The sequence below is a fragment of the Streptomyces sp. NPDC001157 genome (assembly GCF_053598255.1).
Genome location: NZ_JBSFJW010000019.1, coordinates 58,433 through 72,057, shown reverse-complemented (window position 1 = coordinate 72,057; position 13,625 = coordinate 58,433). Strand labels below are relative to the sequence as shown.

The following is a 13,625-nucleotide window of genomic DNA, read 5'->3' as shown; positions in this document are numbered from 1 at the left end:
ATCAGAAGAATCGCGGATCGTCGAAGGCGCCGGACGCCACCAGGTAGACGTAGAAGTCGGCGAGCGCCACGCTCACCAACGACGCCCAGGCGAGCAGCATGTGACGGGCGTTCAGCTTCCCCACGAACTGCCACGCCCGGTAGCGCACGGGATGCTTGGAGAAGTGTTTGAGCTTGCCGCCGACGATGTGCCGGCACGAGTGGCAGGAGATCGTGTACGCCCAGATCAGCGTGATGTTGACCAGGAACACCACGGTGCCGAGGCCCATGTGGCCCCAGTTCTCGTCCGTGTCGCGGAAGGACAGCACCGTGTCGTACGTCAGCACGCCCGCGACCAGGATCGCGGCGTAGAAGAAGTACCGGTGGATGTTCTGCAGGATCAGCGGGAAGCGGGTCTCACCGGTGTACTTCTTGTGCGGCTCGGCCACCGCGCAGGCCGGGGGCGAGGCCCAGAAGCCCCGGTAGTAGGCCTTGCGGTAGTAGTAGCAGGTCAGGCGGAAGCCGAGCGGGAAGATCAGGATGATGATGGCGGGGGAGATGCCCCACCAGCTTCCGAAGAGGTCGGCGTTCGGGCCCGACGGCATGTTCTTGCAGTTCTCCGCAAGACACGGCGAGTAGAACGGGGAGACATACGGCGCCGAGTAGTAGTCCGCGTTCGCGAAGGCCCGCCACGTCGAGTACACGATGAAGGCCAGCAACCCGGCCGCGGTGGCGGCCGGAGCCAGCCACCAGCGGTCGGTCCGCAGATGCGGGGCGTCGATCGCGGCGCGCGTACCGGTGCGTACACCGCCGCTGTTCAGATGTGGTTCCGTACCAGTGGCCAACTCATGACTCCGGTCGGGTTCAGGGGGCGTGGCGGTCGCGGGCGCCGAGTCCTTCGTCGTCCGTGTCGATCCACAGCGAGGGGTCGTACGGGGTGTCGGGAATGGTGACGAGTTCCGGCTTGCGCGGTGCGCTCGGACTCGACGCCGCCTCGCGCAGGAGCGCGACGCTCTCCCGCAGGTGATCGGCGTCGGCGCGGACGCGGCGCATGTCGAGGCCGCCGCTGCCCAACTGCTTCTCCAGGCGGCCGACCGACCGGGACAGGTCGTCCAGGCAGCGCTGCATTGTCGTCAGGTCGTCTTGCACGGACATGACGTGACCTCACTTCCATGGGCCGTCAGGCCCCAGGTGGCAACGTTCATGCGCCTGCGAGTGTTGCGCGTCACACCTGCCGGTGGGAAGGGATGTGCAGCGATTGGCGGATTGCACGCCTCCAGTGCACGCCTGCAAGCGCTCTGTGTGCGCCGGGGGCGCACATTGGGCCGTACGAGTGGGGTTGCCCGGCTGTGCCGCCGTGTCACCCCCGGTGGGCGAACCCTTTCCTCTTCAGTGGGGCCGTACATCTGATCAACTCCAAAATACGCCCAAATGTGAACAGACCCCCACCCGTGTCACCGGCTGGAGCGGCCTCGGAGGTAGCGAAGATGTCCCACCACGGGAGACTGAGGACCAGGCCCGGCGCGGTCGCGCGTTCGGTCGGCTTCCTCGCTGCGGGCGTGCTCGTGGTGCCCGTGCTCGCGGGCTGTGCCTCCGAGGACGCGGCGGGCAAGCCCCTTGCCGGGCCGGACATCGCGCCCGCCGGCCGGGACCTGGTGGCCGACGGCGGCACCCTGCGCTGGGCCGTGGACGACGTACCGGAGACCCTGAACACGTTCCAGTCGGACGCCGACGCGGTCACGAACCGCGTCGCGCAGGCCGTCCTCCCGTCCATGTACCGGCTGGACCCGAACGGGCGGCCGCAGCGCAACTCCGACTACCTGGAGTCCGCCAAGATCGTCCAGACCGAGCCCAAGCAGGTCGTGCTCTACAAGCTCGCCCAGCAGGCCGTCTGGAGCGACGGCCGCGAGATCGGCGCCGCCGACTTCGCCGCCCAGTGGCGCGCCCTGTCCGGCAAGGACACCGCGTACTGGACCGCCCGCAACGCCGGCTACGACCGCATCGAGAAGATCGAGCGCGGCGCGAACGACCTCGAGGTCAAGGTCACCTTCGCACGGCCGTACGCCGACTGGCAGTCCCTGTTCTCGCCGCTGTACCCCAAGGACGTCATGGGGACGCCGGACTCCTTCAACGACGGGGCGCGCAGGACCCTCAAGGTCACCGCCGGGCCCTTCGCCCTGAAGGCGGTCGACCACAGGAACAGCCAGGTCAGCCTGGTCCGCAACCCGCGCTGGTGGGGCCGGCCCGCCAAGCTCTCCGAGATCGACCTGATGGCCGTACCGCTCGACGAGCGGCCCGCCGCGCTGGCCGCCGGGAAGATCGACCTGGCCGAGATCGACCCGTCCGCCGCCCAGCGCCTCGACCCGGCCGGCAAGGCCAAGGGCTCCACCCCGCTGCAGGGTCCGGGCGCCCGGCGGGCCGCCGCCAAGGCCCTGCCCGCCGACGCCGAGGACCTGAGCGGTTTCGAGGTCCGCAAGTCGCTGGAGCCGGTCTACACCCAGCTCGCCCTCAACGGCGCCGAGGGCCCCCTCGCGGACGAGCGCGTCCGCCGCGCGGTGGCCCGCGCCCTCGACCGCAAGGCGCTCGCCGAGGCCGTCCTCAAACCGCTCGGGCTGCCCGCAGTGCCCGTCGGCAGCCATCTCGCGCTGTCCGGGCAGGCCGCCTACGCCGACAACAGCGGCGCGCTCGGCGGCCAGGACACCGGGGAGGCGCAGGCGCTGCTCGCGGACGCCGGGTGGGTGCGCGGCGGTCCGGTCAGGGAGGAGAAGAAGAAGCAGAAGGGTGAGAAGGCCGCCGGGGCCCAGGGCCGGAAGGCCGACGAGTCCGAGGACGGCGACGACGGGACGTACATCGTCGGCGAGGACGACAACGGCGGCGACAACAAGAGCGCCCACCACAAGGACCCCAAGGGCCACAGCAAGAAGGACGAGAAGGCCAAGGGCGGCGAGCACGCCGGCCGGCACCTCGCCGACGGCAAGTACGCCGGACAACACCCCCGGCACGGCGGCGCGCCCGGCGCCTACGCGCCCAAGGGCACCGCGGCCCCGGCCGGTGCCGCCGCCGGGATGCTGGCCAAGGACGGCAAGCCGCTCACCCTGCGTTTCGTGCTGCCGTCGGGACCCGGCTCGCAGGTCCTGCGGACCGTGGCCGACCGGATCGGCACCATGCTGCAGCGGGTCGGCATCGGCACCCGGATCACCAAGGTCTCCGACGAGAGCTACTTCAAGGACCACATCGCGTCCGGGGAGTTCGACCTCGCCCTGTACTCCTGGCCCGCGTCCGCCTTCCCGGCCACCGACGCCCGGCCCGTCTACGCCAAGCCGGTCCCGGCCGCCGACGGCTCCCTCGACGTCGAGCAGAACTACACCCGCGTCGGCACCGACCAGGTCGACCACCTCTTCGACCAGGCGGCCGCCACCCTCGACACCGACGAGAACCTCTCCCTGATCCGCAAGGCCGACTCCCGAATCTGGGCCGCCGCCGGCTCCATCCCGCTGTACCAGCGCCCCCAGCTGACGGCCGCGAGCAAGAACCTGGTGAACGCCGGGGCCTTCGGTTTCCAGACCCCGGTCTACGAGGACATGGGCTTCCTGAAGAAGGGGGCGAAGCCGTCGGGGAGTCCTGCATCGGACGGCTGACCGGTGCCGTAGCTCTGGGATCGCTCAAATCTCTTGTCCGGGTCCGCCCGGCGACCGCAGCATGAACCGACCATTGATCATGCGGCGGGCGCCGGGCGTCCGTGCGCGGGGGAACGGGGACGTCGGATGCGCGGCAGCACGCGGGAGACCTGGGCGGCCGGACTGGCCGTAGTGGCACTGATGGCGGGGCTCACGGGGTGCAGTGGGGGCGGAGACGGCGACGGCAAGGCGGCGGCCGTCAAGACCAGCGCCCCGGCCGTGGCGAAGGCCTGCGCGGGCGGCACCTTCACCTGGTCCGGCGTCAAGAAGACGGAGAAGCTGACCGGTTTCTCCGGGGTGCAGACGTTGGGCAAGGGCGGCGGCCCGCTGTCGGGTCCGCTCACGCGGGTGTACACCCCGCGGGTATCGGTGAAGGTCTCAGGGCCGGCCGTCTCCTCGGCGGAGGTCCTCTTCTCGCTGGGCAAGAAGGCCGGCGTGATCGAGTCGGACGCCCCCACCCTGGCGGAGGAGGGCGGCGACGCATCGGGCTTCACCGACGTGCACGCCAAGGCCCCGTCCCTCGACGGGGACAGCACCACGGTCGAGGGGGCCGGGGAGACCGTGAAGTACAAGGGGGTGCGCGAGGTCACGGGTGACTTCACCTACACGTGCCCGGGCGGTACGACAACCAAGGGGCATGCACGGAGCTGGCAGGAGGACATCACCGGCGTCCTGGACTGCCAGGAGAGTGTCGGCCACTCGGGCATCGCGCGTGAGGCCGCCCGGCACTCCTGCGAACCCGGCTCGCCGGCCACCCGGAACGCCTGACCCCGGCCGCCCGGCGAGCCGCCGCCGCGGCCGCCCCGTACCATGGTGTAAGGCCGTGGCGTGTTCAGCCCGGCAGGGTCCGCGTAACACAGACGTACGCGTCGGCCTTCCTCACACTCCAGGAGTACGCCTTCATGGCCACGCGCCACGACATCCGCAACGTCGCCATCGTCGCCCACGTCGACCACGGCAAGACGACCCTCGTCGACGCCATGCTGAAGCAGGCCGGTGCCTTCGCAGCGCACGCCGCCGAGTCGCTCGACGACCGAATGATGGACTCGAACGACCTGGAGCGTGAGAAGGGCATCACGATCCTGGCCAAGAACACGGCCGTGAAGTACCACCCCAAGGATGGCGGCGACGTCATCACCATCAACATCATCGACACCCCGGGCCACGCCGACTTCGGTGGCGAGGTCGAGCGCGGTCTGTCGATGGTGGACGCGGTGGTCCTGCTGGTCGACGCGTCCGAGGGCCCGCTGCCGCAGACCCGCTTCGTGCTGCGCAAGGCGCTCCAGCAGCGCCTGCCCGTCATCCTGTGCATCAACAAGACGGACCGCCCGGACTCCCGGATCGACGAGGTCGTCAACGAGACCTACGACCTCTTCCTCGACCTGGACGCGGACGAGGACCAGATCGAGTTCCCCATCGTGTACGCGTGTGCGCGTGACGGTGTCGCCTCGCTGACCAAGCCGGAGGACGGCACCGTCCCGGCCGACAGCACCAACCTGGAGCCGTTCTTCTCCACGATCCTGTCGCACGTCCCGGCTCCGGAGTACGACGAGACGGCCCCGCTCCAGGCGCACGTCACCAACCTGGACGCCGACAACTTCCTCGGCCGCATCGCGCTGCTCCGCGTCGAGCAGGGCGAGCTGCGCAAGGGCCAGACCGTCACGTGGATCAAGCGTGACGGCACGATGTCCAACGTGCGCATCACCGAGCTGCTGATGACCGAGGCGCTCACCCGCAAGCCCGCCGAGGTGGCCGGCCCGGGCGACATCTGTGCCGTCGCCGGTATCTCGGACATCATGATCGGCGAGACCCTCGCCGACCCCGAGAACCCGATCCCGCTGCCGCTGATCACGGTCGACGAGCCGGCGATCTCGATGACCATCGGTACGAACACCTCGCCGCTGGTCGGCCGTGGCGGTACCGGCAAGGGCGCCGACAACAAGGCCGCGGTCAAGGACCGCAAGGTCACCGCCCGTCAGGTCAAGGACCGCCTCGACCGCGAGCTGATCGGTAACGTCTCCCTCCGCGTGCTCGACACCGAGCGTCCCGACGCCTGGGAGGTCCAGGGCCGTGGTGAGCTGGCGCTCGCCATCCTGGTCGAGCAGATGCGCCGCGAGGGCTTCGAGCTGACCATCGGCAAGCCGCAGGTCGTCACGAAGGACGTCGACGGCAAGGTCTACGAGCCGGTCGAGCGCATGACGATCGACGTGCCCGAGGAGCACATGGGCGCCGTCACCCAGCTCATGGGCGTCCGCAAGGGCCGCATGGACAACATGTCCAACCACGGCTCGGGCTGGGTCCGCATGGAGTTCGTGGTCCCGTCCCGCGGTCTCATCGGCTTCCGTACCGAGTTCCTGACCCAGACCCGCGGCACGGGCATCGGCCACTCCATCCACGAGGGCCACGAGCCGTGGTTCGGCACGCTGACGACCCGCAACAACGGCTCCCTCGTCGCCGACCGCGCCGGTGCCGTCACCGCCTTCGCGATGACGAACCTTCAGGAGCGCGGCGTGCTCTTCGTCGAGCCGGGCACCGAGGTGTACGAGGGCATGATCGTCGGCGAGAACTCGCGCTCCGACGACATGGACGTGAACATCACCAAGGAGAAGAAGCTCACCAACATGCGGTCGTCCTCGGCCGACACGTTCGAGGCGATCGTCCCGCCGCGCAAGCTCTCCCTGGAGCAGTCGCTGGAGTTCTGCCGCGACGACGAGTGCGTGGAGGTGACCCCGGAGGCGGTCCGCATCCGCAAGGTGAACCTGGACGCCCGCGAGCGCGCGCGTGCGGCCAGCCGGGCCAAGCACGGCTGACCCACGCCGTTCCCCGAATGACCCGGGCACCCCGCAATGCGGGGTGCCCGGGTCCGTGTTGAGACGAGGGTAGGGAAAACCCTAGTTCTCGTTCCGGATCGGCAAAGGCCGCTCGGGCCCCACTAGGCTTCCGCCAGCGTGAGTCCTTTCCGACTCCTTTCCGACTCCTGTGCGAGCCGGCGAACGGCCTTGAGGCGCTGGCCCGTTGGCCGAAAGACGCCCCATGCACAGTGGCAGCGGATCCGCAAACGATTTTTCATGCCCCGGGCGTTCGGTATACGGACATGCGGGTCCGATAGATGTGTAACAAGTCCGTTTCGCAGGGATCTTTCGGCAAACCCTTTGTCCGGATTTTGGAAGATGTACGCGCTAGGTGTGATCGAACCGAGACCTTTTGAGTGTGGTTCGGCCATGGGACATGGCAGATAGTTAGGCGCGTAGAGCTCGAATCAACGGGTCAACACGCTGCAGGCGGCGTCGACTCACGAGCGCGGGGGCATCTGACCGTTTCAGGCACCGGTGACGGTGACGTGTCATGTGCCCCTCCATGTGGTGAACCAATGGACTCATGAGGAGGAGCCCCATGCGTGGTGCCAAGAGCGCCAAGTGGGTTGCAATAGCCGCCGTTGTGGCGCTGGGTGCGACGGCCTGTGGCGGTGGCGGGGACACCGGCAACTCGGGCAAGGGCAAGGGCGACGGTGTCGTCTCGGTCGAGATCGGACAGCCCCAGAACACGCTGGTCCCGTCGAACACGTACGAGACCGAGGGTGGCCAGGTCATCCACGCCCTGTTCGCCGGTCTGACGAAGATCGACCCGAGCAACAAGATCGTCAACGACGAGGCCCAGTCCATCACCACGAAGGACAACAAGGTCTGGACGATCAAGCTGAAGCCGGGGTACACCTTCCACAACGGCGAGCAGGTCACCGCGCAGTCCTACGTCGACGCCTGGAACTACGGCGCCGACCAGACCAACGCCCAGCAGACCAACGCTCTGTTCAGCCACATCCAGGGCTACTCGGACCTCAACCCGGGCGCGAAGAAGACCGTCAAGGTCCACACGATGTCCGGCCTGAAGGCGGTCGACGCCAACACGCTGCAGGTCACGCTGACGGCCCCGTTCTCGGCCTTCCCGACCCAGCTGTCGTTCACCGGCTTCGTGCCGCTGCCGAAGGCGTTCTTCAAGGACCCGAAGGGCTTCGGCAAGAAGCCGATCGGTAACGGTCCCTACGAGGCGAAGACGTCCTTCGTCGACAACGAGGGCATCAGCCTGACCAAGTACGCCAAGTTCCCCGACGCTTCCGCGTACAAGGTCAAGGGCATCAACTTCAAGGTCTACTCGAACCAGGACACCGCCTACAAGGACCTGGTCGCGGGCAACCTCGACGTCCTGCCGGTGATCCCCACCTCGGGTCTGGCCACGTACAAGAAGGACCTGCCGGGCCACACCATCGACGTCCCCGAGGGCGCGACCGGTTACATCGGCTTCCCGCTCAAGTACAACAAGGCCTTCGCGAAGCCGGAGATCCGCAAGGCCATCTCCATGTCCATCGACCGGGACATCATCTCCTCGAAGGTGTTCCTCGGTGCCCGCACCGCGGCCGACGACTACTACCCGCCGCTGATCGACGGCTACCGCAAGGGCGCCTGTGGCGAGGCCTGCACCTACAACCCGACCAAGGCGAAGCAGCTCTTCAAGCAGGCCGGCGGTCTGCCCGGCAACTCCCTTGAGATCGGCTACAACGCGGACGGCGACCACAAGGTCTGGGTCGAGGCCGTGGCCAACCAGATCCAGAAGGCCCTGGGCGTCAAGGTGACGGCCAAGCCGTTCGAGCAGTTCCAGTCCATCCTGAACGACCTGGACGCCAAGAAGTACCAGGGCGCCTTCCGTATGGGCTGGCAGATGGACTACCCGAACATGGAGGACTTCCTCCGTCCGATCTTCTCCAAGGACGCCATCGAGAACGGCTCGAACTACGCGGGCTACACCAACCCGGAGTTCGAGAAGCTGCTGAGCGCGGGCGACCAGGCGACCAGCCAGGCCGACGCCATCAAGAAGTACCAGGCCGCGGACGACGTCCTGCTGAAGGACCTGCCGTACATCCCGGTGTACTTCTACCGACTGAACTCGGGCTTCAGCAACAAGATCAGCTCGATGAACCTCATCGCTCACCAGATCGACTGGACGAGCGTCAAGCTCGCCTGAGCGAGGCAGAGAACCGCGTCCGCGACGTGAAGTAGCGGACCACGGGGTGGGCAGGGGGAGCCGCCGGAGCAAGACGGCTTCCCCACCCACCCTCTTCGCCGTTGGGTCCGCCCGGCGAGTGCCCTCCCCCAGGGCGCCGGAGCGGGCCAGCATTCCTTGGAGAACCAATGGGCCGATTCGTCGTGCGCCGTGTGCTGCAGGCGATCCCTGTACTGATAGGCGTCACGTTCCTCATCTACTGCCTGGTCTTCCTGCTGCCGGGCGATCCGATCCGGGCCCTGATGGGCGAGAAGCAGGACCCCCACCTGGCTTTGGTGCTGCGCGCGCGGTACCACCTCGACGACCCGCTGGTGCTGCAGTACTGGCACTACATCAGCGGCGTCTTCCAAGGCGACCTGGGCACCACCTACACCGGCCGGTCGATCAGCGACATCGTCGCCCAGCGCTTCCCGATCACGCTGAAGCTGTCGCTGACGGCGTTCGGCTTCGAGGCGGTCATCGGCATCCTGGCCGGTATCCTCTCGGCGCTGAAGCGTGGGAAGTTCCTGGACAACGTGGTCTTCATCGCCACGCTGTTCCTGATCTCGATCCCGGTGTTCGTGCTCGGCAACGTCCTCCAGCTCGAACTGGGCGTCAAGTTCAAGCTGACGCCGGTCGCGGGCATCGAGGACGGCTGGCCCGCCAGCTATGTGCTGCCCGGCCTGGTGCTGGCGGCCACGTCGATGGCGTACATCGCCCGGCTGACCCGGACCAGCATGATCGAGTCGGTCCGCTCGGACTACGTCCGTACGGCCATCGCCAAGGGCCTGCCGCGCCGCCGTGTCATCGGCGTCCACGCGCTGCGCAACTCCCTCATCCCCGTTGTCACCTTCCTCGGCATGGACCTCGGTTCGCTGATGGGTGGTGCCATCATCACGGAGCGGGTCTTCAACCTCCCCGGCATCGGCGGTCAGTTGGCCCAGTCCGTCTCCCTGCGCGAGGGGCCCGTCGTCGTGGGTCTGGTCACCATGCTCATCCTGATCTACCTGGTGGCCAACCTCGTCGTCGACGTCCTCTACGCCGTGCTCGACCCGAGGATCCGCTATGAGTGAACAGATCATCGAACGGCCCGTGCCCGCCGACGGCCCCACGGCCAAGGCGCCGGATCCGGACGGCAAGCCGGAGCGCGTCGCCAGCCTGTGGCGCGACGGCTGGATGGACCTGCGCAAGCGGCCGATGTTCCTCATCTCGGCCTTCATCATCGTGGGCCTGCTGGTGCTGGCCGTCGTGCCCGGCCTGTTCACCGCACGCTCGCCGTTCAGCGACGGCTTCTGCGACCTCACGAACTCGATGACCGGTCCGGGCAGCGGCCACTGGTTCGGCTACGACGTCCAGGGCTGCGACATCTACACCCGTACGGTGTGGGGCACCCGCAACTCGATCATCGTCGGCGTGGTCTCCACCATTCTGACAACGCTGCTCGGCGGCGTCATCGGCATCCTGGCCGGCCTGACGGGCGGCTGGATCGACTCGCTGGTCTCCCGCTTCGCGGAGGTCTTCTACGCGCTGCCGATCCTCATCGGCGGTCTGCTGATCATGTCGATGGTCGGCAGCAGCAACGTGTGGACCGTCTCCCTGGTGCTGTCGGTCCTCGGCTGGCCGCAGGTCTTCCGGATCATGCGCGGCGAGGTCATCGGCAACAAGTACAACGACTACGTCGCCGCCGCCCGGGCGCTCGGCGCGGGCCCCCTGCGGATCGCCTTCCGGCACATCCTGCCCAACACGCTCGCCCCGATCGTGGTCATCTCCACGATGAACCTGGGTGTCTACATCGCCACCGAGGCGGCGCTGTCCTACCTGGGCATCGGCGTGCAGTCCCCGAGCATCTCCTGGGGCCTGATGATCAATGACGCCCAGGACCGCTGGCTCACCTCGCCGCACGCCCTGCTGTTCCCGGCCGGCGCGCTGAGCCTGTGTGTGCTCGCGTTCATCATGCTCGGCGACGTGGTCCGCGACGCCTTCGACCCCAAGCTGCGCTGAGGAGGGCGTAACTCATGACCATCATCGAGGACGCCGTCCCCGCTGCCCGCGGCGCCGGCGACGACCAGACGCCCCTGCTCGAAGTGCGCGACCTGCACGTCGAGTTCCACACCCGGGAGGGTGTGGCCAAGGCGGTCAACGGCGTCAACTACACCGTCCGGCCGGGCGAGACGCTCGCCGTGCTCGGCGAGTCCGGATCCGGCAAGTCGGTCACCGCACAGGCGATCATGGGCATCCTGGACATGCCGCCTGCCCGCATCCCGCAGGGCGAGATCCTCTTCCGCGGCAAGGACATGCTGAAGATGTCCGGTGAGGAGCGGAGGAAGATCCGCGGCGCCGAGATCGCCATGATCTTCCAGGACGCGCTCTCCTCGCTCAACCCGGTGCTGACCGTGGGCTACCAGCTCGGCGAGATGTTCCGGGTGCACCGGGGCATGTCCCGCAAGGAGGCCAAGGCCAAGGCGATCGAGCTGATGGACCGGGTGAAGATCCCGGCCGCGGCGGCGCGGGTGAACGACTACCCGCACCAGTTCTCGGGCGGTATGCGCCAGCGCATCATGATCGCCATGGCGCTCGCCCTGGAGCCCGACCTGATCATCGCCGACGAGCCGACCACCGCGCTCGACGTGACGGTCCAGGCCCAGGTCATGGACCTGCTCGCGGAGCTCAAGGCCGAGTTCAACATGGGCCTGATCCTGATCACCCACGACCTCGGCGTGGTCGCCGACGTCGCGGACAAGATCGCGGTGATGTACGCGGGCCGGATCGTCGAGACCGCCCCGGTGCACGAGCTCTACAAGAAGCCCGCCCACCCCTACACCCGGGGTCTGCTCGACTCCATCCCGCGCCTGGACCAGAAGGGCCAGGAGCTGTACGCGATCAAGGGCCTGCCGCCCAACCTGCTGCGGATCCCGGACGGCTGCGCCTTCAACCCGCGCTGCCCCAAGGCGCAGGACGTGTGCCGCACGGACATCCCGAAGCTCGCCCAGCTCACCGGTGACGAGGGCCGGGAACTGGTCGGCCGCGGCAGCGCGTGCCACTTCTGGAAGGAGACCCTCAATGGCTGAGCCCACGGCTCCGGACGCGGCCAAGACCCCGAACACCGCCCCGGTGGACAAGGTCGAGGCAGCCACCGAGGAGGCCGCCATCGCCGCCATCGAGGCCCCGGTGGAGCGCGGTGAGCCGATCCTTCAGGTGCGCAACCTGGTGAAGCACTTCCCGCTCACCCAGGGCATCCTGTTCAAGCGTCAGATCGGCGCGGTCAAAGCGGTCGACGGTGTCTCCTTCGACCTCTACCAGGGCGAGACCCTGGGCATCGTCGGCGAGTCCGGCTGTGGCAAGTCCACCGTCGCCAAGCTGCTGATGAACCTCGAACGGGTCACCGCCGGTGAGGTGTTCTACAAGGGCCAGGACATCACCAAACTGTCCGGCCGCGCCCTGAAGGCGGTGCGCCGGAACATCCAGATGGTGTTCCAGGACCCGTACACCTCGCTCAACCCGCGCATGACGGTCGGCGACATCATCGGCGAACCCTTCGAGATCCACCCCGACGTGGCCCCGAAGGGCGACCGGCGCCGCAAGGTGCAGGAGCTGCTGGAGGTCGTCGGTCTCAACCCGGAGCACATCAACCGCTATCCGCACCAGTTCTCCGGCGGTCAGCGCCAGCGCATCGGCATCGCCCGCGGCCTCGCGCTCAACCCGGAGATCATCATCTGCGACGAGCCGGTGTCGGCACTGGACGTGTCCGTCCAGGCGCAGGTCATCAACCTGATGGAGGGGCTGCAGGACGAGTTCAACCTCTCCTACATCTTCATCGCGCACGACCTGTCCATCGTGCGGCACATCTCGGACCGGGTCGGTGTGATGTACCTCGGCAAGATGGCCGAGATCGGCACCGACGAGCAGATCTACGAGCACCCGACGCACCCCTACACCCAGGCGCTGCTGTCGGCGGTTCCGGTGCCGGACCCGGAGGCCCGCGAGCACCGCGAGCGGATCATCCTCACCGGCGACGTGCCCTCTCCGGCCAACCCGCCCTCGGGCTGCCGCTTCCGCACCCGCTGCTGGAAGGCCGAGGACAAGTGCGCCGAGGAGGTCCCGCTGCTCGCGGTTCCCGAGCGCTTCAAGGCCTCGGACTCCCCGGCGGCCCACGAGTCGGCCTGCCACTTCGCGGAGGAGAAGGACGTCGTGGGCGCTGTCTGACGCCTTTTCACGACTCGGCCGCCTCCCGCGCCCTTACTGGGCGCGGGAAGCGGCCTTTTCGTAGGCCCTCACGCGTAGGCCTATTTGCAGGGCCCTACTTGTATTCGAGGCCCCAGACGTTGCTGTTCTTCGTCACCGGGGCCGTGAACCACTTGGTCCACACCGTCTGGGTCTTGCAGGCCCCGCTCTGGTTGACGACTATCCACTTCTGGGCCTTGAACTTCTTGGCCTCGTGGAACAGACGCATGCGGACCAGGGTCTTGCCCGCCTTGTCCTTGGGGTGCAGCGTGTAGGTCCAGCCCTCGGAGTGCGACCAACTCTTGCCCACGGTCACGCTGAACGACGTACTGGCCTTTGCGAAGATCGCCCCGGCCTCGGCCTCGACGCCCGCGGTGCCACTGGCAGTCCAGGTTCCCGTTGCGTGCTGGTCGTAGCTGATGTCGGCGCGGGTGTCGGGGACCCAGTCGCTGGCGAGGTTGGTCCCCGGGTACACCGTGGACTTGTTGCTGATCGTGTAGCCCTTGTGGCCCGCGTCCGAGCACCCCATGGGAGCGGCGGACGCGGAAGAGGTCCCGGCTGCCAGGCCGCCGACCAGAAGGGCGGATGTGAGTCCGGCGGCGATTGCGTGGTTCATGTGAACTATTTCCTTCGAGTAGGTTTTCTTAGGTGCACTTGCCACTTGAATGCCTTTCAGGCATCAAGTTGTCTTTGGTAGGTGACGTTCCGTGCGGAG

Annotated in this window: 11 protein-coding genes; 8 read left to right on the top strand and 3 right to left on the bottom strand. The window is 67.8% G+C overall.

The annotated features are described in order from the left end of the window. Nucleotide 1: 1 nt before the first annotated feature. Together ACWDAG_RS28570 and ACWDAG_RS28565 are read right to left on the bottom strand one after the other, a co-directional pair. Complete coding sequence (locus ACWDAG_RS28570) at nt 2–823, bottom strand: hypothetical protein (RefSeq protein ID WP_450698414.1); 822 nt, start codon at nt 821–823, stop codon at nt 2–4. Between the two features lie 19 nt (nt 824–842). Continuing rightward, a complete protein-coding gene (locus tag ACWDAG_RS28565; RefSeq protein ID WP_099931100.1) occupies nt 843–1,133 on the bottom strand; it encodes a hypothetical protein in 291 nt (96 codons plus the stop codon). Nucleotides 1,134–1,465: 332 nt separating this feature from the next. On the opposite strand from ACWDAG_RS28565, the gene ACWDAG_RS28560 reads away from it, so the two are divergent. From ACWDAG_RS28560 to ACWDAG_RS28525, 8 genes are all read left to right on the top strand, one after another. Next, a complete protein-coding gene (locus tag ACWDAG_RS28560; RefSeq protein WP_450698413.1) occupies nt 1,466–3,616 on the top strand; it encodes an ABC transporter family substrate-binding protein in 2,151 nt (716 codons plus the stop codon). Between the two features lie 126 nt (nt 3,617–3,742). After that, nucleotides 3,743–4,423, top strand: a complete 681-nt coding sequence (locus ACWDAG_RS28555; protein WP_450698412.1) for a hypothetical protein — start codon at nt 3,743–3,745, stop codon at nt 4,421–4,423. A gap of 134 nt (nt 4,424–4,557) precedes the next feature. Beyond that, nucleotides 4,558–6,465, top strand: coding sequence for a translational GTPase TypA (gene typA / locus ACWDAG_RS28550; RefSeq protein ID WP_450698411.1), 1,908 nt, complete (start codon nt 4,558–4,560; stop codon nt 6,463–6,465). A 583-nt stretch (nt 6,466–7,048) separates the two neighbouring features. Next, nucleotides 7,049–8,671 (top strand): peptide ABC transporter substrate-binding protein, encoded by a 1,623-nt coding sequence (locus ACWDAG_RS28545; protein WP_450698410.1) that lies wholly within the window; start codon nt 7,049–7,051, stop codon nt 8,669–8,671. 167 nt (nt 8,672–8,838) lie between these two features. Next, nucleotides 8,839–9,762: an ABC transporter permease gene (locus ACWDAG_RS28540; protein ID WP_450698409.1), complete on the top strand. Its 924-nt coding sequence runs from the start codon at nt 8,839–8,841 to the stop codon at nt 9,760–9,762. After that, the gene (locus tag ACWDAG_RS28535; protein WP_450698408.1) at nt 9,755–10,690 is read left to right on the top strand and encodes an ABC transporter permease; all 936 of its coding nucleotides are present in this window, start codon (nt 9,755–9,757) and stop codon (nt 10,688–10,690) included. The genes ACWDAG_RS28540 and ACWDAG_RS28535 overlap by 8 nt, the downstream gene beginning before the upstream one ends. Before the next feature lie 14 nt (nt 10,691–10,704). Further along, nucleotides 10,705–11,757 (top strand): ABC transporter ATP-binding protein, encoded by a 1,053-nt coding sequence (locus tag ACWDAG_RS28530; protein WP_450698407.1) that lies wholly within the window; start codon nt 10,705–10,707, stop codon nt 11,755–11,757. Next, a complete protein-coding gene (locus ACWDAG_RS28525; RefSeq protein WP_450698406.1) occupies nt 11,750–12,892 on the top strand; it encodes an ABC transporter ATP-binding protein in 1,143 nt (380 codons plus the stop codon). The genes ACWDAG_RS28530 and ACWDAG_RS28525 overlap by 8 nt, the downstream gene beginning before the upstream one ends. Nucleotides 12,893–12,986: 94 nt before the next feature. Here the strand turns inward: ACWDAG_RS28525 and ACWDAG_RS28520 are convergent, their stop codons facing one another. After that, on the bottom strand, nt 12,987–13,526 hold the full coding sequence (locus tag ACWDAG_RS28520) for a hypothetical protein (RefSeq protein WP_450698405.1): 540 nt from the start codon (nt 13,524–13,526) through the stop codon (nt 12,987–12,989). Between the last annotated feature and the right edge of the window lie 99 nt (nt 13,527–13,625).

Excerpts from the sequence above, each read along its gene's own strand:
- ACWDAG_RS28565 (WP_099931100.1), bottom strand. The coding sequence starts at position 1,133 with ATGTCCGTGCAAGACGACCTGACGACAATGCAGCGCTGCCTGGACGAC.
- ACWDAG_RS28560 (WP_450698413.1), top strand. The coding sequence starts at position 1,466 with ATGTCCCACCACGGGAGACTGAGGACCAGGCCCGGCGCGGTCGCGCGT.
- ACWDAG_RS28555 (WP_450698412.1), top strand. The coding sequence starts at position 3,743 with ATGCGCGGCAGCACGCGGGAGACCTGGGCGGCCGGACTGGCCGTAGTG.
- typA (WP_450698411.1), top strand. The coding sequence starts at position 4,558 with ATGGCCACGCGCCACGACATCCGCAACGTCGCCATCGTCGCCCACGTC.
- ACWDAG_RS28545 (WP_450698410.1), top strand. The coding sequence starts at position 7,049 with ATGCGTGGTGCCAAGAGCGCCAAGTGGGTTGCAATAGCCGCCGTTGTG.
- ACWDAG_RS28540 (WP_450698409.1), top strand. The coding sequence starts at position 8,839 with ATGGGCCGATTCGTCGTGCGCCGTGTGCTGCAGGCGATCCCTGTACTG.
- ACWDAG_RS28535 (WP_450698408.1), top strand. The coding sequence starts at position 9,755 with ATGAGTGAACAGATCATCGAACGGCCCGTGCCCGCCGACGGCCCCACG.
- ACWDAG_RS28530 (WP_450698407.1), top strand. The coding sequence starts at position 10,705 with ATGACCATCATCGAGGACGCCGTCCCCGCTGCCCGCGGCGCCGGCGAC.
- ACWDAG_RS28525 (WP_450698406.1), top strand. The coding sequence starts at position 11,750 with ATGGCTGAGCCCACGGCTCCGGACGCGGCCAAGACCCCGAACACCGCC.
- ACWDAG_RS28520 (WP_450698405.1), bottom strand. The coding sequence starts at position 13,526 with ATGAACCACGCAATCGCCGCCGGACTCACATCCGCCCTTCTGGTCGGC.